Source organism: Streptomyces sp. NPDC002054 (genome assembly GCF_040296685.1).
In the GTDB taxonomy this organism is placed as follows: domain Bacteria; phylum Actinomycetota; class Actinomycetes; order Streptomycetales; family Streptomycetaceae; genus Streptomyces.
Genome location: NZ_JBEOXT010000001.1, coordinates 128,611 through 149,763 on the forward strand (window position 1 = coordinate 128,611; position 21,153 = coordinate 149,763).

General features: G+C 73.8%; 18 protein-coding genes. 7 read left to right on the forward strand and 11 right to left on the reverse strand.

Annotated elements, in window-relative coordinates; all coding sequences use genetic code 11:
- Nucleotides 1-207: 207 nt before the first annotated feature.
- The gene (locus ABT123_RS00600) at nt 208-675 is read right to left on the reverse strand and encodes an SRPBCC family protein (protein WP_351307555.1); all 468 of its coding nucleotides are present in this window, start codon (nt 673-675) and stop codon (nt 208-210) included.
- 63 nt (nt 676-738) lie between these two features.
- Here ABT123_RS00600 and ABT123_RS00605 point away from each other — a divergent pair, with 63 nt between their 5' ends.
- Together ABT123_RS00605 and ABT123_RS00610 are read left to right on the forward strand one after the other, a co-directional pair.
- Nucleotides 739-2,826: a SpoIIE family protein phosphatase gene (locus ABT123_RS00605; protein ID WP_351307558.1), complete on the forward strand. Its 2,088-nt coding sequence runs from the start codon at nt 739-741 to the stop codon at nt 2,824-2,826.
- A gap of 364 nt (nt 2,827-3,190) precedes the next feature.
- Nucleotides 3,191-6,001, forward strand: coding sequence for a phosphodiester glycosidase family protein (locus tag ABT123_RS00610; protein ID WP_351307561.1), 2,811 nt, complete (start codon nt 3,191-3,193; stop codon nt 5,999-6,001).
- 16 nt (nt 6,002-6,017) lie between these two features.
- Here ABT123_RS00610 and ABT123_RS00615 read toward each other — a convergent pair whose 3' ends face one another.
- The 3 genes from ABT123_RS00615 to ABT123_RS00625 form a co-directional block, all read right to left on the reverse strand.
- Nucleotides 6,018-7,964: an ABC transporter permease gene (locus ABT123_RS00615; RefSeq protein ID WP_351307564.1), complete on the reverse strand. Its 1,947-nt coding sequence runs from the start codon at nt 7,962-7,964 to the stop codon at nt 6,018-6,020.
- Between the two features lie 104 nt (nt 7,965-8,068).
- Entirely contained in the window at nt 8,069-8,890 is an 822-nt protein-coding gene (gene modA, locus ABT123_RS00620) for a molybdate ABC transporter substrate-binding protein (RefSeq protein ID WP_351307566.1), read from the reverse strand.
- Between the two features lie 51 nt (nt 8,891-8,941).
- A complete protein-coding gene (locus tag ABT123_RS00625; RefSeq protein ID WP_351307569.1) occupies nt 8,942-9,337 on the reverse strand; it encodes a TOBE domain-containing protein in 396 nt (131 codons plus the stop codon).
- 134 nt (nt 9,338-9,471) lie between these two features.
- Here ABT123_RS00625 and ABT123_RS00630 point away from each other — a divergent pair, with 134 nt between their 5' ends.
- Nucleotides 9,472-9,855 carry an RNA-binding S4 domain-containing protein gene (locus ABT123_RS00630; RefSeq protein WP_351307571.1) on the forward strand — a complete coding sequence of 128 codons (384 nt, stop codon included), beginning with the start codon at nt 9,472-9,474 and terminating at the stop codon, nt 9,853-9,855.
- 55 nt (nt 9,856-9,910) lie between these two features.
- Here ABT123_RS00630 and ABT123_RS00635 read toward each other — a convergent pair whose 3' ends face one another.
- Genes ABT123_RS00635 through ABT123_RS00660 form a run of 6 tightly spaced genes read right to left on the reverse strand, consistent with a single transcriptional unit; the run spans nt 9,911 to nt 15,343 of the window.
- Nucleotides 9,911-10,315, reverse strand: coding sequence for a PTS-dependent dihydroxyacetone kinase phosphotransferase subunit DhaM (locus tag ABT123_RS00635; protein WP_351307574.1), 405 nt, complete (start codon nt 10,313-10,315; stop codon nt 9,911-9,913).
- Nucleotides 10,312-10,953: a dihydroxyacetone kinase subunit DhaL gene (dhaL, locus tag ABT123_RS00640; protein WP_351307577.1), complete on the reverse strand. Its 642-nt coding sequence runs from the start codon at nt 10,951-10,953 to the stop codon at nt 10,312-10,314. The genes ABT123_RS00635 and dhaL overlap by 4 nt, the downstream gene beginning before the upstream one ends.
- Nucleotides 10,954-11,004: 51 nt before the next feature.
- Complete coding sequence (gene dhaK / locus ABT123_RS00645) at nt 11,005-12,009, reverse strand: dihydroxyacetone kinase subunit DhaK (RefSeq protein ID WP_351307580.1); 1,005 nt, start codon at nt 12,007-12,009, stop codon at nt 11,005-11,007.
- A gap of 46 nt (nt 12,010-12,055) precedes the next feature.
- On the reverse strand, nt 12,056-13,516 hold the full coding sequence (locus ABT123_RS00650) for an NAD(P)/FAD-dependent oxidoreductase (RefSeq protein WP_351307583.1): 1,461 nt from the start codon (nt 13,514-13,516) through the stop codon (nt 12,056-12,058).
- A gap of 49 nt (nt 13,517-13,565) precedes the next feature.
- Nucleotides 13,566-14,798, reverse strand: a complete 1,233-nt coding sequence (locus ABT123_RS00655) for an MAB_1171c family putative transporter (RefSeq protein WP_351307585.1) — start codon at nt 14,796-14,798, stop codon at nt 13,566-13,568.
- Nucleotides 14,795-15,343 (reverse strand): hypothetical protein, encoded by a 549-nt coding sequence (locus ABT123_RS00660; protein ID WP_351307588.1) that lies wholly within the window; start codon nt 15,341-15,343, stop codon nt 14,795-14,797. Before ABT123_RS00660 ends, ABT123_RS00655 begins: the two co-directional genes overlap by 4 nt.
- A 207-nt stretch (nt 15,344-15,550) precedes the next feature.
- On the opposite strand from ABT123_RS00660, the gene ABT123_RS00665 reads away from it, so the two are divergent.
- On the forward strand, nt 15,551-16,306 hold the full coding sequence (locus ABT123_RS00665) for a class I SAM-dependent methyltransferase (RefSeq protein WP_351307590.1): 756 nt from the start codon (nt 15,551-15,553) through the stop codon (nt 16,304-16,306).
- Between the two features lie 14 nt (nt 16,307-16,320).
- Here the strand turns inward: ABT123_RS00665 and ABT123_RS00670 are convergent, their stop codons facing one another.
- Nucleotides 16,321-17,220 (reverse strand): alpha/beta hydrolase fold domain-containing protein, encoded by a 900-nt coding sequence (locus ABT123_RS00670; RefSeq protein WP_351308185.1) that lies wholly within the window; start codon nt 17,218-17,220, stop codon nt 16,321-16,323.
- A gap of 221 nt (nt 17,221-17,441) precedes the next feature.
- Here ABT123_RS00670 and tdh point away from each other — a divergent pair, with 221 nt between their 5' ends.
- From tdh to ABT123_RS00685, 3 genes are all read left to right on the forward strand, one after another.
- A complete protein-coding gene (gene tdh / locus ABT123_RS00675) occupies nt 17,442-18,470 on the forward strand; it encodes an L-threonine 3-dehydrogenase (protein WP_351307593.1) in 1,029 nt (342 codons plus the stop codon).
- Between the two features lie 203 nt (nt 18,471-18,673).
- Nucleotides 18,674-19,894 (forward strand): glycine C-acetyltransferase, encoded by a 1,221-nt coding sequence (locus tag ABT123_RS00680; protein ID WP_351307596.1) that lies wholly within the window; start codon nt 18,674-18,676, stop codon nt 19,892-19,894.
- A gap of 22 nt (nt 19,895-19,916) precedes the next feature.
- Nucleotides 19,917-20,837 (forward strand): LysR family transcriptional regulator, encoded by a 921-nt coding sequence (locus ABT123_RS00685; protein WP_351307599.1) that lies wholly within the window; start codon nt 19,917-19,919, stop codon nt 20,835-20,837.
- The last annotated feature ends 316 nt before the right edge of the window (nt 20,838-21,153 follow it).

Consider the following 21,153-nt stretch of genomic DNA (forward strand, 5'->3'; position numbering starts at 1 on the left):
TCCGGTTCCGTTTCCGGTTCCGTTTCCGGTCCCGTTCGGCTTCTCCGACAAGGCCACCCCACCGCTCGCGAATGATGATCAAGATGGGATTGATCTTCGCGGAGCCGGACAAGTCGACCATCCGGCAAAGGTCCTGACCGGGTGGGCCGTTGGTCCTGAATCGAGAGAGGGATCGAGAGAGGGATCAAAGAAAGGGATCAAAAGGGATCAGGCGGTGCGGTGCTCCACCGACGCCGCCACATCCGCCAGGTCCTTGGCGATGGCCTTCGCCACCGCCCTGGTCCCCAGCCCGCCCAGCAGCCGCGCCAGCAAGGGCAGCTTCCCGCCCGCCTGCGGCTGTGCCGAGAAAGTCATGCGCACCGCCGTCCGCCCCGGCCCCCGCTCCGTCAGCCGGAACTCGGCCACGTAGCGCATCCCCGCGTTGTCCGCCTCGGTGACATAGCGTTCCGGGGCCTCGCACACCGTCACCCACATCTCCTCGGTCGCCGACTTCCCGAACATCCGCCGGGTCTCCCGCCACCGCGTCCCCACCCGGAACGGCCCCGGTGTCAGCACCTCCACCGCATCCACCCCGCTCAGCACGAGCGGCATCGACTCCAGATCCGTCAGCGCCTGCCAGACGACGTCCGCCGGCGCGGCGATCTCCCGTTCGACCGACACCTCACTGGTTCCCATGGTTCGGATTGTCGCCCGCGGCCGTCGCCCGCGCGCGTCACCGATCGGTGAGACAGTGGCTGCATGGCCGAGAAGGTCGACTGGCCCGCCCGGCCGGACCTGAGTCTTGCGCTCAACCGGATGGGCACCTTCGACTGGGACCTCGACAGCGGGCAGATGCACCTGGACCCGACCGCCCTCGAGGTCATGGAGCTGCGCCCCGAGGAGTACAACGGCACCCTCGTCGGCCTGCGCCCGCGCATCCCGCCCGACCAGGAGGCCCGGCTCGACGCCCGGGTCGCCCAGGCCCTCAAGGGGGGCCGCGACCACTACGGCGCCTACTTCCGGATCCGCCGCCGCGACGGCTCGCCCCGCTGGACCCACATCCAGGGCCACATCCTGCGTCACTCGAACGGCCGCCCGTACCGGATCATCGGGGTCGTCCGGGACGCCTCCCTCGACCCGCGCGAACCCGGCCTGCCCGGCCGGCAGGACGAGGGCCGCCGGCGGATGACCGGGGTGGTGGAACGCACCACCGCGATCCTCGCCCACGCCCGGACCGTCAACGACGTCACCGACGTCCTCAAGGACCCGGAGGCGCTCGGCCATCTGGGCGCGGTCAGCGTGATGCTCGGCATCGTCGACGGGGGCCGGATCCACCTCGTCGCGGAAGGTCAGCTCGGCTCGTACGTCCCCGAGATCGAGTACACCCGGATCGACGCCGGCTTCCCGATGAGCAGGGCCGTCCGCACCCTGCAGCCGGTCTTTCTGAGCTCCCGGGAGGAGTTCGAGGAGCGCTACCCGCTGCTGTGGCCGTACATCGAACCCCTCTCCGTCCGCAGCGGGGTCTACCTGCCGCTGATCGCCCAGGGCCGGGCGATCGGTGCGCTCGGGCTGCTGTACACCCGGGACGGCGACTTCACCGCCGAGGAGCGCAATGTGCTGGTCGCCCTGGGCAGCGGGATCGCGCAGAGCCTCCAGCGGGCCATGCTCTTCGAGCAGGAGCACGACCTGGCGGAAGGGCTGCAGCGGGCCATGCTGCCGCGCCGGATCCCGGCGGTGCCGGGCGCCAGGATCGCCGTACGCTACCGGGCCGCGCGCATGGGGCGGGACATCGGCGGCGACTGGTACGACGTCATCCCCATCGGCGAGGGCCGGGTCGGCGTGATGATCGGCGACGTGGAGGGCCATGACACGGACGCGGCAGCGGTGATGGGCCAGCTGCGGATTGTGCTGCGCGCCTACGTCAGCGAAGGGCACACCCCGGGTACCGCCATGGCCCGGGCCTCCGCCTTCCTCCGCGAACTGGAGACCGAACGCTTCGCCACCTGCACCTATGCGGAAACCGATCTGAACACGGGCCGGGTGCAGCTGGTTCGGGCGGGGCACCTCGACCCGGTGGTCCGGCGCGGCGACGGCAGCTGCCACCGGGTGGCCGTGGCCGGCGGTCTGCCGCTCGGCCTGCCGGCGCATGAGCATTCCCCTTCCGGCTCCGGTTACCCGGTGACCAGTCTGGAACTCCACCCGGGCGACACCCTGCTGCTGTGCACGGACGGGCTGATCGACCGGCCGGGCGCCGACTCCGACGCCGGCATGCGGGAGTTCATGGAGGCGGTCCGGGACGGCCCGACGGACGTCGAGGAACTCGCCGACGTGCTGTGCGACCTGGTGGGGGACGCGGGCGGCGGGGACGACATGGCCCTGCTCCTGCTGCGCCGCCGGGGCAGCCCGGCCCCGCGCGGCAGCGGCCCGCTGCGCCAGCACCTCGCCCCCGGCGACCCGGAGGGCCCGGCGACGGCCCGCCACCTGGTCCGCGCGGCGGCGGCTGCGTGGGGTGCCGGGGATCGGGCGGACGAGATCGAGCTGGCCGCGGACGAGCTGATCACCAATGTGCTGGTGCACACCGACGGGGGCGGCGAGATCAGCCTGCGGCTCACCCCCGAGGGCCGGGTCCGGATCGAGATCGAGGACACCTCCAGTGCGTTGCCGCGGCGGCGGGAGGCGGGCGACTGGGCGGTGTCCGGGCGCGGCCTGCTCCTGGTGGACCGGCTGGCCGACACCTGGGGCGTCGAGCCACGAGGCACCGGCAAATCCGTCTGGTGCGAATTCCACGCCCCGGGCCCGGCTCCGGCCCCTGACGCCGCCCAACTTCGGCCAGGCTCCGGCCTCTGACCTGGACCCGGCTCGGCCGCCGGCCCGGGGCCAGGACTCTGTCGAGGCCCCGGCCGCTGCCCCGGCCCGGCTCGGGTCCCCGTCCCGGCCCGCCTCTGCCCCGCCCCGGCTCGGGCCCTCGTCCCGGCCCGCCTCTGCCCCGCCCCGGCTCGGGCCCTCGTCCCGGCCCCGGCCTCTGGCCCTGCCTGGCCTCGGCCCCGGCGCGTGCCTCGGCCCCGGCCCGGCCTCTGCCCCCGGCGCGCCCCCGCGCAACCTGCGCAGCCCGCGCCAGCAGATGGGGGCGAATGGGTGAAAAGTCAGCCTGTCTTACATTCCGGCTTGTGTCCTTAACTATCATCTGACCGGATTGTTCGATCCTGCCTGCGTGGTGACTCTCCGTCCATTCCTCGGCCCCGTCGTCGGCCCTCTGATCGGCACGGTCCTGCCGGTGCTGCTGATCACCCTGCCCGCCGCTCCCGCCCGGGCCGCCGACATCAACGACGGCATCGAGACCGACCGCATCGCCCGGCAGATCGCCCCCGGAATCCGTCTGGAGTCCTACGACCGGCTGCACGCCGACCGCTGGCTGCGCATCGACGAGCTCCTCGTCGACCTCGCCGCACCCGGCCTGCGTGCCGAATACCTCGGCGGGCCCGGCACCCTCGCCCAAGCCGTTGCCCGCCATCCCGCCGGCCGCGGCCGTCGCGTGGTCGCCGCCGTCAACGGGGACTTCTTCGACATCCGCCGCACCGGCGCCCCCCTCGGCCCGGGCGTCGCCGACGGCCGCCTGCTGCACTCCCCGTCACCCGGCGCAGGCACCGCCGTCGGCTTCGGTCCCGGACCGGTCGGCCGGGTGCTGAGTCTCGCCCTCGCCGGTACGGTCACCCTGCCCGGCTCCGCCCCGCTGCCCCTCGCCGGGTTCAACTCCGCCCGCCCGCCCGCCGAAGGCATCACCGCCTACACCGCGGACTGGGCCGGCTCCGGCGCCGCCCTGCCGCCGGGCGCGGGCGCCGAGGCCGACGTACAGGACGGCGTGGTGACCGCCGTACGGCAGCCCGGACGCGGAACCGAGCCGTCGGCCGGGACCACCCTGCTCGCCGGGCGCGGCGCCGCCGCCGCGCAGCTGGCGGCGCTGAGCCCCGGCGACCGGGTCGGCATCACGGCCGGCCCCGCCGCCGGCTCCGGGCCGCTGCCCACCGCGGCCATCGGCGGACGGGAACGGTTGGTCGTCCACGGGGTCCCGCAGAACCACGACCGCTCCCGCAACAACATCGCCGCCCCGCGCACCGCCGTCGGCTTCTCCCGGGACGGCCGGTACCTGCGCATCCTGACCGTCGACGGCCGGCAGCGCGACAGCGGAGGCATGACGCTGACCGCGCTCGGCCGGCTGCTCCACGAGCGGGGCGCGCACAACGCCCTGAACCTGGACGGCGGCGGTTCCAGCACCCTGCTCGCGGGCCGCAGCGGAGACACCCTGCTCAGCCTGGAGAACTCCCCTTCGGACGGCCGCCCCCGTACGATCCCCAACGGCCTGGTCCTCACCGTCGCGGCCGGCTCCGGCCGGACCGCCGGCCACCGGGTCGAGGCGCCGGCCGGCTCCACCCGGGTCTTCCCCGGCCTCACCCGCACCCTCACCGCCGTCGGGTACGACGATATGTACGCCCCGGACACGGCCGGCGGGCCCGACTGGTGGACCACCCCGGGCAGCGCGGGTTGGGTCGGACCGGACGGCGTCTTCCACGCGGTCCGTCCGGGCGGCGCCTCGGTACACGCCGGGCGCGCCCCCGCCGACGGCACCATCCGCCTGGACGTGCTGGGCGCGCTGACCCGGATCAGGCCGGTGCCCGCCCGGATCGGCCTCGCCGACCGGGCCGAACAGGGCACTTTCCGGTTGGCCGGATTCGATGCCCAGGGCGCGGCGGCACCGGTGGAAGGGCGGGACGTGCGTTGGCAGTACGACCGCTCGCGGTGGCAGGTGGCGGACGACGGCCGGGGCGGCTTCACCCTGACGGCCCGCGTCCCCCGGGCCACCGGAGTGCTGAAGGCCACCGTTCCGGCTACCGGAGCCACCGCCGAACTCGCCGTGGGCGTCGGCTCGGTGGAGCGGCAGGTGACCGGATTCGACGAGGCCGACCGGTGGACCGGCTCCGGGGCCGGCCCGGCGGACGGCCACCGGGGAACCGGCCTCCGGCTGTCCGCGGGCGGGGCCGGGGACTCCGCCCGGCCGCCTAAGCCCCTGCCGCTGCCCGATCCGGTGCGCAGCCTCAGGCTGTGGGTGCGCGGGGACGGTTCCGGCATCCGGCCGGTGCTGCGGCTGATCGATGCGGACTGGGCCGAACTCGCGCTGCGCGGGCCCGCCGTGGACTGGTCCGGCTGGCGCCGGATCACCCTGCCGGTGCCGGCCGCCGCCGAACGGCCGCTCACGCTCACCGGCCTGACCGCGAGCGGCGGCACCCGGACCGGGAAGCTGGTGCTGGACACACTGACGGCCACCGGCCCGGATCTTGGCCCCGCGCCCGCCGTCCCGTCGGCGGAGCCGGACCCCCGGCCGGCCACGGCCGCCGAAGTCCGGGCGCGGAGCTGGCGGTTCGGCGTACTGCCGGCCGGGCTGCCGGAGGCGGACCGGCGGCGTGCGCTGGCAGCACTCCGCGCGGGCACACCGGACTTCATCCTGACGCAGGGCACAGCCACCGGCACCGGCCCGGGCGCCGGTGCGGACGGCCTCCGGCCGGTGCCGGGCACCGCGTCCTTCCGCCACCGCGGGGTCCGGTTCCTCCCGCTCGACACCGGCCGGCGGACCCTCCAGGGCGGCGGACTCGCCCGGCTCCGCGCGCTGCGTGCCGGGCTCACCGAGGCCGCCCGGGACCGGGACACCGGCGCGCTGGTCCTCGTACAGCCGTACGGGGGAGCGGACCGGGTGGACCGGAAGGAGGCGGTGCTGTGGACCCGGTGGCTCGCGGAGTTCCGGCGTACCACCGGCAAGGGCACGGCGGTGATCACCCTGAACTCCCCGCAGCCGGGATCCACCCGCTCCGAGGGTGTGCTCTCCCACGCCGTGGGCTCCTCCGGCTGGGCCCTGGTCGGCGCGGACGCCTTCGACCGCCCCACCCCGGCAGCCCCGGGCGGCTCGACGCCCGCCCCCGCCGCCCGCCCCTGGCTCGCCGTCCACGCCCCGCCCACCGCCGCGGCCGAGTAGCCGCCGCGGTCAGCGGTCAGAGCTCCACGAGGGTGACCTCGGTGGCCTTGACGCTCGTCCAGACCGGCGCCCCGTCGGACAGCCGGAGTTCGGCCGCTGCCGCCGGGGTGATCTCGGCCACCAGCTCGGGGGCCTCCGAGGAGGTGATCAGGACCCGCAGCCGGCTGCCCGCCGAGGTGATCTCGCGGATGGTTCCCGGCCAGGTGTTGCGGGGACTGCCGGTCGGGCGCTCGCGGTGTACGGACACGGCCTCGGGCGCGATGATCGCAAGCGTCCGGGTGCCCTCCGGCAGCGGGTCGGCCGCCACCAGCCGGCCCCCCGCATCCAGCGCGACGTCCTCGGTTCCGGCCGTGCCGGGCCAGGCATTGCGGCCCAGCATCCGGGCCACCCACGGAGACCGCGGATGCCGGGTCACCTCGGCGGGCGGGGCGTCCTGCAGGGCGCGTCCGTCCGCGAGCACCAGCACCCGGTCCGCGAGGGACACCGCCTCGACGGGGTCGTGCGTGACGATCAGGCAGACCCCGCCGAAACCCGCCAGATGGCTGCGCAGGGTGTGCCGGACGCGCACCCGGGTGGTCTGGTCGAGCGCGGCCAGCGGCTCGTCCAGGAGCAGCAGCCGGGGCCGGGCGGCCAGGGCCCGAGCGAGCGCCACCCGCTGCGCCTGCCCGCCGGACAGCTCGGCCGGCTTGCGGTGGGCGAGGTGGCCGACGCCGAGCCGGTCCAGCCACTCCCGGGCGGCGGCGCGGGCCTCGGCGCGCGGCACCCCGCGGGCGCGCAGCCCGTACGCGGTGTTCGCCAGCGCGTTCAGGTGCGGGAACAGGGCACCGTCCTGCGGGACCCAGGCGACCTGGCGCCGGTGCGGCGGCAGGTCAGTCACCTCGGTGTCGCCGAGCCGGAGCGTGGCGTGGGCCCGCGGGGTCAGTCCGAGCAGGGCCCGCAGCAGGGTGGTCTTGCCGGCCCCGTTCTCGCCGACGACGGCGATGGTGGTGCCCGGTTCGGCGTCCAGGGTGAGCCGGTTGAAGCCGGTGACCTCGGCGTGCAGCGGCCAGCGGGCGGAATCCGCCGGCTCCGCGCGATCCGCCGGCACCACCTGCGGGACGGGCTCCGGGGCGCCGGCACCTGCATCTGCGTCGGCACCGGACGGGACGCGGGCGGGGGTGGTCCGGCGGGCCACCGGCGACCCGGTCCAGCGGCCCCGCAGCGCGATCAGCACTGCCATGGCGATGGCCAGCAGCAGCAGCGACAGCGAGGTGGCGGCCTCCGGCTCATCCTGCAGCAGCAGGTAGACCTGGAGCGGCAGGGTCTGGGTGGTGCCGGGCAGGTTTCCGGCGAAGGTGATGGTCGCGCCGAACTCGCCCAGCGCCCGCGCCCAGGTGAGCGCGGCGCCAGCGATCAGCCCGGGGGCCACCATCGGCATGGTCACGGTGAAGAACACCCGGACCGGCGAGGCCCCGAGGGAGGCGGCGGTCTCCTCGTAACTCAGCCGCAGGCCGCCCAGCGCCCCCTCCAGGCTGATCACCAGGAACGGCATCGCGACGAAGGTGGCCGCCACCACGGCACCGGAGGTGTGGAACGGCAGGGTGATGCCGAAGGTGTCCTCCAGCCACGGCCCGAGCAGTCCGCGCCGCCCGAAGCCGAGCAGCAGGGCCACCCCGCCGACGGTCGGCGGCAACACCATCGGCAGCAGCACCAGCGAGCGGACCACGGCCTTGCCGGGGAAATCCACCCGGGCCAGCAGCCAGGCCAGCGGCACCCCCAGCAGCAGCGACAGCAGCAGCGCCCAGAAGGACACCAGCAGCGAGAGCTTGAGCGCCTGGACCACCCCGGGGGTGGTCAGATGGGTGCCCAGGTCGCCCCAGGAGGTGCGGACGAGGATGCCGATCAGCGGCAGCAGCAGGAACGCGACGGCCAGCACCGCGGGCAGCGCGAGGGCCAGGGGCGTACGGGTACGGAGTCTGCTCATGAGGCGGCGTTCCTGACGGCGACGGATGCGAGCGGAGGACAGCGGGAGGGGGACCGCCTGTCCCCCCGGACCAGGCAGTCCCCCTCCCGATGGTGCGCAGTTGATTACGGCTGCTGGAAGCCTGCCTCCTGGAAGATCTTCTGCGCCTCCGGGGTGCTCAGCCAGGCCACGAACGCAGCGGCGGCCTCGGAGTTCTTCGACGCCTTCAGCGAGGCGGCCGGGTAGGAGGCCACCGCGTTCTGGTCGTCGGGGATCTCCACGGCCTCGACCTTGTCCTTGGCCTTGGAGGCGTCGGTCTTGTAGACGAGACCGGCATCGGCCTCGCCCAGCTCCACCTTGCTCAGCACGGCGCGGACGTTCGGCTCCTGGGAGACCGGCTTCACCGTCACCTTCTGCGCGTCGAGGATCTGCTTGCTGTAGCGGCCGACCGGGACCTCGGGCGCGGCCAGTACGACCTTCAGCTTGGTGTCGGCCAGGTCCTTGAGGGCGCCGACCTTGTGCGGGTTGCCCTTGACAGTGGCGATGACCAGGCGGTTCTTCGCGACGATCGCCGGGGTGCCGGTCTCGGCCTTCAGGCCGTCCATGGTCTTGGTGTCGGCGGTGACCAGCGCGTCGGCCGGGGCGCCCTGCTTGACCTGCGCGGCGAGCTCCTGCGAGCCGGCGAAGGAGAAGGTGATCTTCGTGCCGGGGTACGACTTCTCGTACGCGGCACCGGCCGTCTTGAAGACGTCGGTGAGCGAGGAGGCGGCGAGCACCGTGAGGTTGGCGGCCTTGGGGGCACCGGAGGCCGGAGCGGAGGAATTGCTCTCGGAGCCGGCCTTCGGGGTGTCGCTGTCACCGCCACAGGCGGTGAGCGGCACCAGCAGCGCGGCCGAGAGGACCGCGGCGGCGGCACGACGACGGTTCAGGAAGGTGTACGAGGACATGGGCGTGACACTCCGATGGGGAAAGCGAGCGGCGGGGACGGTCAAGTGCGGTCAGGTGCGGTCGATGTGGACACTGGTGGACTTCACACGGGCGGTGGCCCGCATTCCGACCTCCAGGCCGAGCTCCTCGACGGCTTCGCGGGTGAGGAGGGACACCAGCCGGTGCGGACCGGCCTGGATCTCCACCTGAGCGGACACGTCGCCGAGCTTCACGGCGGTGACGATCCCGGGGAAGGCGTTGCGGGCGGAGGTGTACGGCTCCTCGTCCTCGACATGGGCACCCTGGCCCACCTCGATGGAGAAGGCGGCCAGGTCCCGGCCGTTGATGAGCCGCCGGCCGCTTTCGTCGCGATGGGTCACGACCCGGCCTGCGTCGGCCCAGCGGCGGGCGGTGTCCGGGCTGACGCCGAGCAGACGTGCCGCCTGACCGATGGTGTAGGACTGCATGTGCGACAAGGTATGGGCATGCACGGCGCATGTGCAATTCTCTTGGGATGATGTACATGGCAGCTGCGAGGCCTCTTGTCGCATCCGCCAAAAGTCATTCCGATTCCGGGCAGGCCACTCGATAAAGTCGGGGCATGGCAGCCACGGGAAGCGAAGAATCATCGGCACGTGTCGACGCCTGGATCTGGGCGGTCCGTCTCACCAAGACCCGTTCGATCGCGGCGGCGGCCTGCCGGGCCGGCCACGTACGGGTCAACGGCGACCGGGCCAAGCCCGCCCAGTCGGTGAAGCCCGGCGACGAGGTCCGGCTCTTCCACGACGGGCGGGAACGGATCGTGGTGGTCCGCCAGGCCCTGACCAAGCGGGTCGGCGCCCCGGTCGCGGCCGAGGCGTACATCGACAACAGCCCGCCGCCGCCCACGAAGGTGGAGGCGGCGGCCACCGGCCTCCGCGACCGCGGCACGGGCCGCCCCACCAAGCGGGACCGCCGCGAACTGGACGAGCTGCGCGGACGCTGACGGAACGGCCGGAGCCGCGCGGGCCCGGGGCTCCGGGCTCCGGCTCCGGCTCCGGTCAGGCCTTGCGGTAGCTGTACGCCTCGGCCGCCGACGCGGCCACCGCGTCCAGCGGAGCCCCGGCCGAGGCGGTGACCAGCGCCGAGACCGCGCCCTCGACGAACGGCGCATCCACCAAGCGGGCGCCCGCGGGCAGTTCCTCCTCGGCCAGCAGGGTCTTCACGGTGAGGACGGAGCTGCCCAGGTCCGCCAGCAGCGCCACCCCCGCCCCCTGGTCCACGGACAGCGCCGCGGCCACGATCAGGTCGGCGCTGGTGCCCAGCCCGCCCTCGGCCGTGCCGCCGGCCGCCGCGATCGGGGCCACCGGCCCACCGGCCGCCAGCCCGCGGGCCAGCTCCGCAACCGACTCGGCGACCTGCGCACTGTGCGACACCAGCACGATCCCGACCAGCGGCCCGCTCACGCGTCCTCCTCCGTGGTGCCGTCCGCGGTGCCGTCCGCGGTTTCGTCCGCGGCATCTGCCAGGGCGGCCAGCAGCAGCGCCGAAGAGGTCGCCCCCGGATCCTGGTGTCCGATGCTCCGCTCGCCCAGATAACTGGCCCGGCCCTTGCGCGCCTGCATCGGTACGGTCGCCAGCGCGCCGTCCTCCGCCGCCTCCGCCGCCGCCCGGTACGAGGTGCCCAGCGCCGCCACCCCCGGCACCAGCGCGTCCAGCATCGTCTTGTCGCCCGGCGCCGCCCCGCCCAGCTGCGCCACCGCCCCGACCCCCGCGTACAACGCCTTCCGCAGGTCGTCGTCGGACACCTCGGCGGCCGTGCCGAGCTCCTTGCCGGTGCGCCGCAACAGGGTCCCGTACAGCGGCCCGGACGCCCCGCCCACCGTGGAGATCAGCGTCCGCCCGGCCAGCTGCAGCACGGCCCCCGGCACCTCCGGGCGCTCCGCCGCCAGCTCCCGGACCACCGAGGTGAAGCCGCGCAGCATATTGCTGCCGTGGTCCGCATCGCCGATGGGGGAGTCCAGCTCCGTCAGCCGGTCCGCCTCCCGCTCCACGGCGGACGCGGCGGCCACCAGCCAGCGCCGGAAGAACTCTGCGTCACGCACCGGGTCTCCTCGCCTCGATCGTGGGCTCTGCCGCCACCCTAGGGGGTGTCCTCAGCGGCCCCACCGCAGCGCGGGCGTCTGTACGGGCGCGTCCCACAGCCGCAGCAGTTCCTCGTCGGCCCGGCACAGCGTCACCGAACACCCCGCCATGTCCAGCGAGGTGACGTAGTTCCCGACCAGCGTCCGGGCCACCGGCACCCCGCGGTCCGCCAGTACCCGCTGCACCTCCGCGTTGAACCCGTACAGCTCCAGCAGCGGAGTCGCACCCATCCCGTTGACGAGGACGAGCACGGGCTCGCCGGCCGGGCGCAGCACCTCCAGCTCCTCCAGTACGGCCCCCACCGCGATCTCCGCGATCTCCCGCGAGCTCATCATCGGGCGCCGCTCCCGGCCTGGTTCGCCGTGGATGCCGATACCCAATTCCAGCTCGCCCTCGGGGAGTTCGAAGGTCGGGCTGCCCTTCGCCGGGGTGGTGCAGGCGCTCAGCGCCACCCCGAAGCTCCGCGCCGACTCGTTCACCCGCCGGGCCACCGCCGCCACCTGCTCCAGGGGCGCGCCCGCCTCGGCCGCCGCCCCCGCGATCTTCTCCACGAACAGGGTGGCGCCCGTACCGCGCCGGCCCGCCGTGTACAGGCTGTCCACCACCGCCACGTCGTCGTTGACGAGGACCCGCTCCACCTGCAGCCCGTCCTCCTCGGCGAGCTCCGCGGCCATCTCGAAGTTCAGCACGTCCCCGGTGTAGTTCTTCACCACGAACAACACCCCCTGCCCGGAGTCCACCGCCGCCGCGGCCCGCACCATCTGGTCCGGCACCGGCGAGGTGAACACCTCCCCGGGACACGCGGCCGACAGCATCCCATACCCCACGAACCCGGCGTGCAGCGGCTCGTGCCCGGACCCGCCGCCGGACACCAGCCCGACCCGTCCGGCCACCGGCGCGTCCCGGCGCACCACCAGCCGCTGCGCCACGTCCACGGCCAGTTCGGGATGGGCGGCGGCCATCCCGCGCAGTGCGTCCTCGACCACGGTCCCCGGGCTGTTGATGAGCATCCTCATGGGCTCATCCTGACCGACCGGAACCGTTCCGGAGGGCCATTGCGCGCTATTCGGCGGGCCCCGGCGCCCCCACTACCGTCTGCCGGCCCACGGACCGCTCGGCGGCCGTCAGGGGAGGTCCGGCCGGCGGCGGGCCGGCCGGCCCCGCGAGGACCGCCCGTACCGTCCGGGGCCGGAACAGCCGGGTCGGGGGCTCGGCCAGCGACATCACGTCGAACAGAGCCCGCAGCGCTTCCTCGCTGGAGATCGCGGTCCGGCTGAGCCGGTCCACATACCCGTGGGTCAGCCGGGCGGCGAGCGGTGCGGGCCGGCCCGTGGCGCCGGGGAACCGGATGTCCTGGCCGGTGGTGATGGACCAGGGCACCTCCACCACCCGGCCGACGCCCCGCTGCACGGTACGGGCCAGCCGCGGCGCGCAGAGCCCGTGCGCGCGCAGCGCCCTGCGCAGCACGGCAGCGCTCTGCGCAGCCACCGTCATCCCCTGCCCGTACACGGGGTTGAACGCGGCGGCTGCGTCACCGAGCACCACGAACCCGGCCGGCCACGGCCGCAGCCTCTCGAAGTAGCGCCGCCGGTTGCTGCAACTGCGGCTCAGCCGGACCTCCGACAGCGGTTCGGCGTCCGCGATCAGGTCGGCCACCAGCGGATGCCGGGCCGTGCGGGCGAAGGCCTCGAACTCCGCGGCCTCCCGGGTGGGCTCGGCGCCGCGGGTGCCGGCGAGGGTCACCAGCCAGCGGCCACCCTCCACCGGCAGCAGCGTGGCCATCCGGCCCGGCACCGGCCGGCCCGGGTCCGCCTGGATGCCGACCGCCGGGAACCCGGCCGCGCCGTCCGGCGCCCGGTACAGCCGGCTGGCGTAGACCAGCCCGGGGTCGACGGACTCCTCCCGGACCCGGGGCAGTCCGATCCGGTCCAGCCACTCCGGGGCCCGCGAGCCCCGGCCGGTGGCGTCCACCACCAGAGCGGCCGGAACCTCCTCGGCCGCCCCGGTGGCGAGCTCCCGGACCCGTACGCCCCGGACCGCGGTCCGGGCTCCGGTTCCGGTCCTGAGGATCCCCTCGGCGTGGACGCCCGTACGGACGCGGACGCGCGGACCGGTCAGCAGGACGGCGCGGGCCGTCGCGTCCAGCAGGTCCCGGGAGCAGGCGAGCTGGAACTGGCAGGCGGGGCCGCGGCGGACCCAGCCGTGCGGGGTCAGCAGCACCAGGTCGGCGGGCATGTCCACCTGCCGGGCGCCCGCGTCCAGCCAGGCCCGGGTCAGCCCCGGCGCGATCGCCTCGATCACCCGGACGCCCCCCGACCACAGCAGGTGGACGTGGTGTGCCTGGGGCAGCCCGGTGCGGGGGGCCGGGCCGGGCGGCAGTTCGTCGCGGTCGAGGACGAGGACCTCGTCGGCGTGCTCCGCCAAGACCGCGGCGGCCAGCATGCCGGCCATGCTCGCGCCGAGCACCACGGCCCGCCGGACCGGGGGGACCGGGCGGTACGCGCTGTCGGGAGAGGCGTCCATCGGCGGGCTACTCCAGTCCGGTCGATCGAGGGGGCGGGTGTTACGGGTATCACGGGCGGGTGGGCCCGGTGGGCAGCGGGGAGGCCGGTGCGCTGCGGGGCGCCTGCCACGCGCGGCGCCGCGTGCGGAACAGGCACGAGACCCGGACCAGCGCCTCCCGGTCCAGCAGCGGCAGTTCGGTGCTCCCGTCCCCCCGCTCGGCCGCGGCCTCCGCCGCCTCCGCCTCCGCGTCCCCGCCGGCGGCCTTCGCCGCCATGGCCGCGGCCAGCACCGCCGCCTCGACGGCGGCGTCGGCCACCGCCCCGGACAGGCCCGCGGCCCGGGCCCGTACCAGAGCCGCCTCGGCGACGGCGGCGTCCCGGTACGGGCGCAGCGACAGCCGGCCGTCCTGCACCTCCGCCACCCGGCGGGTCAACCGGAGGTCGATCTCCCACCACGGCACCGGCAGCGCGGCCACGGCCCCCGGGGTGGCCGCGCGCAGCGCACGCCACAGCGGTCCCAGCCGCCGGAAGGTCCGGACGGCGGACACGGTGCCCGACACCCGCCCGCCGACCACCGGCAGGATGAATCCGAGGCCGGTGAACAACGTGCAGGTGAAGGCGAAGAGCGGAGCGACCAGGGTGTTCAGGGTGTCCCAGTCGTGGCCCGCCCAGCGGGCGCCGATCGCCGCGAACTTGGAGAAGTCCAGACCGAAGTTGAGGGCGAAGCCGAGGATCAGCACCCGCAGCCCGCGGCGCAGCCAGGGCGGCCCGGTGACCCCGGCAAACCAGCGGATGCAGAGCACCGTCGCCGTGACCGCGGCCCCGGTGTGCGCCGTGAGGTAGAGCAGGATCATCTCGCGGATGTACGGGGTCTGCGCGTAGTACGTGTCGAAGTCCGTGCGCTGCTCCACCGGGGCCTCGCCGATCACGAACAGGACGACCAGCGCGACGATCACCAGCCCGTACACGGCCTGCACGCGCCGGGCCGCGCACCGCGCCTTCTCCTCCGGCCCCTCCCGCCAGTACACCAGCAGCGTCAGGATGAGGGCGCTCTCGGCGGTGAGCAGGCTGTAGACCAGCGGCGCGGAGAAGTTCGGCACCCCCGTGACCCCGTTCACGAATCCGATGACGTCCGGATTCGCACAGCAGTAGGCGACACCGCCGAGCAGCAGCACACCGCACACCGTCACGGACAGCGGACTGTTCCGCCGGTGCCGCAGATGCCGCAGACCGGGAGCCTTGATCAGGCAGGCGACCCACAGGGCGCTCGCCAGGATCCAGTACCCGGAGTTGTCGTTCACCAGGTCATTCCGGTCCCGGGGTGGCCGAGGGTCGCGTGCAGGCGGCGCCCGAACTGGCTGGCGGACTCCGGGACGGCTTCGGCGTCGGCCTGCAGCCAGCGCACACAGCGGCTGGCGATCAGCGAGCCGAAGATCTCGCAGTCCGCCTCGGCCTCCGCGCCTGCCTCCGTCTCCGCCGCTGCCTTGGGCCGCACCGCCTGTCCACAGCCGGTTCGGGCGGCCTCCTGTTCCATGTGCCAGAACTCGTGTCCCAGAATGCCCAGTTGGTGTTCGGTGGAGGTGTTCTCCTCGATCAGGATCAGCGCCCGGGCGTCGGTCCGCACCAGCAGGCCGCTGACGGTGCACACCGGGAACCGCACCAGGCGGTACTCGACGGGCGCGCGGTGACGCCGTGCCATGGAGGCGCACAGCGCTGCGAACACGGTGGGTGGGTCCACGGGCACGGGCAGCTCGAGGCCGCTGAGTAACGCGTCCCGGGTGCGGCGCATCTTCCTGATGTCCGCACCACGCCGCCGTCCCCCGGTCAGCCGTGGAGTGAAGGTCACGGCCTGATCGTAAAGTCCGGCTCCGCACGGCCGGAAGGCGGATCCACGACCGATCTCCGGACGATCGGGGGCCCTTGGGTGACCGATAACCGACGGTCGGCCCCGGCCCCCCGAACGCCGTATCGAATGAGCCGACTGCATCCCTCGTCCGGGGGACGGTTCCGCAGCCGGACCGTCGTCGGCCGACCGGCGCGGCAGCATACGCACATGCGGCACAACGACGACACCGACCCCCTGCAGTACGACGTGATCGGCGCACGCTTCGAGGAGTCGAAGAGCACCGCGGCCTTCTCCGCCGCCGATACGTACACCCTCCTCACCGTGCTCGACCAGCTCGGCGGGGTGAAGGGACTGGACGTTCTCGATCTTGCCTGCGGTTACGGGTTCAACACCCGGCTGCTGGCCCGCGCGGGCGCCCGGCGCACCGTCGGCGTGGACATCTCCGCGGAGATGATCAGACTGGCCCGGGCACACGACCCGGAGGACACCGACGGGGTCGAATACCTGGTCGCAGACGTGGCCGACCTGCCGCCCCTCGGCCCGTTCGACCTGGCGACCGCGGTCTATCTGTTCAACTACGCCGCCGACCGGACCGCCCTGCACGCCATGTTCCGTGCCATCCGGGCCGCCCTGCGCCCCGGCGGGCGGCTGCTGGCCGTCGTCCCCAACCCGGGCGCCTTCCCGCACGTGGACTGGTCGCCGTACGGAATCCGGATCCACGACCGGATTCCGGAAGGCGACGCTCCGATCCTGGCGGCTTCGTTCCTCACCGACCCGCCGGTGCCGTTCCGGTTCCGGGAGTGGCCGCACGCCGAGTACGCGGAAGCCGCCGTCGAGGCGGGCTTTGCCTCCGTCAACTGGCAGCCGAGCCGGACCCCGCCCCCGGACGGCTCCCGTGACGAGGCGTTCTGGACGGCGTACCGGGGGAGCCCGGTCAGCTCCCTGATGATCTGCACGGCATGACCCGCCCGTGGGGCTCAGTGGTCCGCGGCGGTCCGGATCAGGTCCACGATCCGGTCCCGGGCCTCCCGGCCCTCGGGGACCGGCAGCAGCGGGTAGCCGTGCGGCAGCCCCGGCGCCTCGTGGAAGTCCACATCGGTGCCGTCCGCCACCGCCCGGCGCAGCAGCTCCCGGCTGTCCGTGGTCAGCACATCGCGGGTGCCGGTGAAGACGGTCAGCGGCGCCAGCCCGGCAAAGGACCCGTGCAGCGGGCTCACCAGCGGATCGTCGGCGGCGAGCGTGCCCGCGTACAGCCGGCCCGCCTCCACCAGACCCGGCCGCGCCAGCATCGGATCGGCGGGCTCGATCGCCGCCTGGTCGGGGTGGCTCACGGTGAGATCCAGCCACGGCGAAATCAGCACGATCCGGGAGGGCTGCGCGCCGGTCCGGTCGCGCAGCCGCTGCGCGGCGGCCAGCGCCAGCCCGGCGCCCGCCGAATCCCCGAGCAGCACCGTGCCGCCCGCCCCGCCGCTCGCGATCAGCCCGCTCAGCAGGTCCGTCGCCACCGGAACGGTCCGGTCCGCGGTGCCGCGCGGCGCCAGTATGTAGGCCGGCACCACACAGCGGGCCTGCGCCCGGGTCACCAGCGTGCGGATCAGCGACCAGTGCGGGCGCACCAGCTCGTTGATGTAACCGCCACCGTGTATGTACAGCACCTGCGCGGCCGGCTCGGTCCCGCGCGGCGAGACGTCGTACACCGGCCAGGCGCCCACGAACGTGCGCGAGACCTCCGCGACTTTCCCCAGCGAACGCGGCGGCAGGTGCGAGGCCGGCCGCCGCGCCGAGCGCGCCACCCGTGCCTGCACGGCCTCGGCGGACCCGAACCGCTTGCGCCGCCCCGCCGCCATCAGCGCGGCCGACAGCGCCCGACTCCGCATACTCGGCACGCCCGCCACCTCCATGATTCCTGCCCCACGCCCTTCCCCGGTCACGGGAGGAGCATAGGGGGAGGAGCCGACACGTGAAGCTCCGCTGTCGGCCTGCTTAAGAAATCCTCGATGGACTGATCACCACCGGTCTCGGCAGATTGGTGCTTGTCCCACACGCCGCACCGCCCCCGGTGGTCGCAGCAGTCCCTTCCGCACGCCTGGAGCCACCCATGAAGGCACTCGTCAAGCACACGGCCGAGCCCGGGCTGTGGCTCATGGACGTGCCCGAGCCCGATTACGGTCCCGGCGATGTCCTGATCAAGGTGCTCCGCACCGGTATCTGCGGAACCGACCTCCACATCCGCTCGTGGGACGGCTGGGCGCAGGGCGCGGTCCGCACCCCGCTGGTCCTCGGCCACGAGTTCGTCGGCGAGGTTGCCGCGATCGGCGCGGACGTCGCGGACATCGAGGTCGGCGCGCTGGTCAGCGGCGAGGGCCACCTGGTGTGCGGCAAGTGCCGCAACTGCCTGGCCGGCCGCCGCCACCTGTGCCGCTCGACGATCGGCCTCGGGGTCGGCCGGGACGGCGCGTTCGCCGAGTACGTGGTGCTGCCCGCGCAGAACGTGTGGGTGCACCGGACCGCGGTCGACCTGGACGTGGCGGCGATCTTCGACCCGTTCGGCAACGCGGTGCACACCGCCCTGTCCTTCCCGCTGGTCGGCGAGGACGTGCTGATCACCGGCGCGGGCCCGATCGGCATCATGGCGGCGGCGGTGGCCCGGCACGCGGGCGCCCGCAGCGTGGTCATCACCGACGTCAGCCCGGAGCGCCTGGAGCTGGCCCGCAAGGCGGGCGCGACGCTGGCGGTGAACGTCGCCGAGTCCTCCATCGGCGAGGCGCAGCGGCAGCTGGGGCTGCGCGAGGGCTTCGACATCGGCCTGGAGATGTCCGGCCGCCCCGAAGCCATGCGCGACATGATCGACAACATGACGCACGGCGGCCGGATCGCGATGCTGGGCCTGCCGGCCCAGGAGTTCCCGGTGGACTGGTCGAAGATCGTCACCTCGATGATCACGATCAAGGGCATCTACGGGCGCGAGATGTTCGAGACCTGGTACGCCATGACGGTGCTGCTGGAAGGCGGCCTGGACCTCAGCCCGGTGATCACCGGCCGGTACGCGTACACCGACTTCGAGGCGGCCTTCGACGAGGCGGCCACGGCGCGCAGCGGCAAGATCATCCTGGACTGGACGGCGTAGTCGCGTCCGCGGGGCGGGCCGCCCCGGCGGGGCCGGGCAGGCTGAGCCGGGCTCTGCCCCGGGGCGGCCAGGTCCGGCCCCGGTCGGGCCGGTCCGGTCCAGCCGGGCAGTCTCACCCTTTGAACCTTTTCCTTGTGGCCGGACCCCGCACCCCCCTCCGCGGGGTCCGGCCCTCCCGTCTCGTTCCGTTCAGGAGTCCGCACATGTTCGAGTCCGTACGCGAAGACCTCCGCACCACCCTCGACGAGATCCGCTCCGCCGGCCTGCACAAGCCGGAGCGCGTCATCGGCACCCCGCAGAGCGCCGCCGTGGCCGTGACGGCCGGTGGCACTCCGGGCGAGGTCCTCAACTTCTGCGCCAACAACTACCTGGGCCTCGCCGACCACCCCGAGGTGATCGCCGCCGCCAAGGACGCGCTGGACCGCTGGGGCTACGGAATGGCCTCGGTCCGCTTCATCTGTGGCACCCAGGAGGTCCACAAGGAGCTGGAGGCCCGCCTCTCCGCCTTCCTCGGCCAGGAGGACACGATCCTCTACTCCTCCTGCTTCGACGCCAACGGCGGCGTGTTCGAGACCCTCCTCGGCCCCGAGGACGCGGTGATCTCCGACGCCCTCAACCACGCCTCCATCATCGACGGCATCCGCCTGTCGAAGGCCCGCCGCTTCCGCTACGCGAACCGCGACCTCGCCGAGCTGGAGACCCGCCTCAAGGAGGCCACCGAGGGCGGCGCCCGCCGCAAGCTCATCGTCACCGACGGCGTCTTCTCCATGGACGGCTACGTGGCCCCGCTGCAGGGGATCTGCGACCTGGCCGACCAGTACGACGCGATGGTCATGGTCGACGACTCGCACGCGGTCGGTTTCGTCGGCCCCGGCGGCCGTGGCACGCCCGAGCTCCACGGGGTCATGGACCGCGTCGACATCATCACCGGCACCCTCGGCAAGGCCCTCGGCGGCGCCTCCGGCGGCTATGTCGCCGCCCGCGCCGAGATCGTGGCGCTGCTGCGCCAGCGCTCGCGCCCGTACCTCTTCTCCAACTCCCTCGCCCCGGTCATCGCGGCGGCCTCGCTCAAGGTGCTCGACCTGCTGGAGCAGGCCGGTGATCTGCGCGAGCGCCTCGCGGCGAACACCGCGCTGTTCCGTACGAAGATGACCGAGGCCGGATTCGAGATCCTGCCCGGCGACCACGCCATCGCCCCCGTGATGATCGGTGACGCGGCGGAAGCGGCCCGGATGGCGGAGCTGCTGCTGGAGCGCGGGGTCTACGTGATCGGCTTCTCGTACCCGGTGGTGCCGATGGGCGCGGCCCGTATCCGCGTGCAGCTCTCGGCGGCCCACTCGACGGCGGACGTGGAGCGCGCGGTGGCCGCCTTCGTCGACGCCCGGGCTGCTCTTGCCGCTGGTCTTGCCGCTGCTCAGGGCTGATATCAGCTGACATCATAGGGGGGTGATCGACCCCCGACGGCTGCGCATCCTGCGGGCCGTGGCGGACCACCGTACGGTGACCGCCGCGGCCGCAGCCCTGTACCTCACCCCCTCCGCCGTCTCCCAGCAGCTCGCTGCGCTGGAGCAGGAGACTGGGCACGCGCTGCTGACGCGCAGCGGCCGTGGCGTCCGCCTGACGGCGGCCGGCGAGATCCTGCTGAGCCACGCGAACGAGGTCCTTGCGCAGCTGGAGCGCGCGGAGGCGGAGCTCGCGGCGTACGCGGGCGGCGCTGCGGGCGAGGTCACGGTTGCTGCTTTTGCGACGGGCATCGCAGAAGTCCTCGCCCCGGCGATAGCCCGGCTGGCACTGGACCACCCGGGCATCCGGCTGCGGGTCCGCGATGCGGAGGGCGACCAGAGCCTGCCGATGCTGCTGGATGGTGAGGCGGATGTTGTGCTCGCCGTTGAGTACCGGGGCTGGCCGGGTGCGGACGACCCCAGGCTTTCCGTCCTCCCGCTGTACGCCGAGCCCTTCGACGCGGTCCTGCCGCCCGCCCACCCGCTGGCCGGCCTTCCGGGGGTGGCCTTGGCGGACCTCGCGGACTCGGACTGGGTGGGCCAGTACCCGGCCAACCCCTGCTACGACGTGACCCTGCTCGCCTGCGAATCGGCGGGCTTCCAGCCGCGGTTCGTGCACTCGTCGGACGACTTCCGGGCGGTGGTCGCGCTGGTTGGGGCGGGGGCGGGGGTGGCGCTGATTCCACGCTCGGCACTGCGGGGTATGGACCTCAAGGAGGTCCAGATCCGGCCGGTGATTGGTCCTGGGCCGTCGGCCATGCGGCGTGTTTTTGCGGCTACGCGGAGAGGGGCGGAGTCGCATCCGCTGATTGCGCCGGTGCTGTCGTCTTTGGCTCGGGAGGCGGGGCGGTTGCCTACGCATTGAGGGTGGGTGGGGGGTGGGGTTTCCTGCTGGGCGGGGTCGGGTGGTGTCCGGGGGCTGCCCGTCAGTCCCAGTGTCTTTCCGTGTCGGCCGTCGGCCTCAAGGGCGCTCCTTCGTCGCGTCGCTTCGCGATTCCGCTTCGCTTCACCCTTGACCCCGCCGTCCGCCCCGGAAAGACAAGGACTGTCGGGAAGCCCCCTGGGGGAGGGCCGGCATGGGGGACGTGTCCCAGATACGGCCACGCGAGGGTGGCGGGGCGGCGGCTCGCGCCCGACCGGCCGCCCTTGCGGGCGGAAAGCTCCGTTTAGGCGAAGCCTGG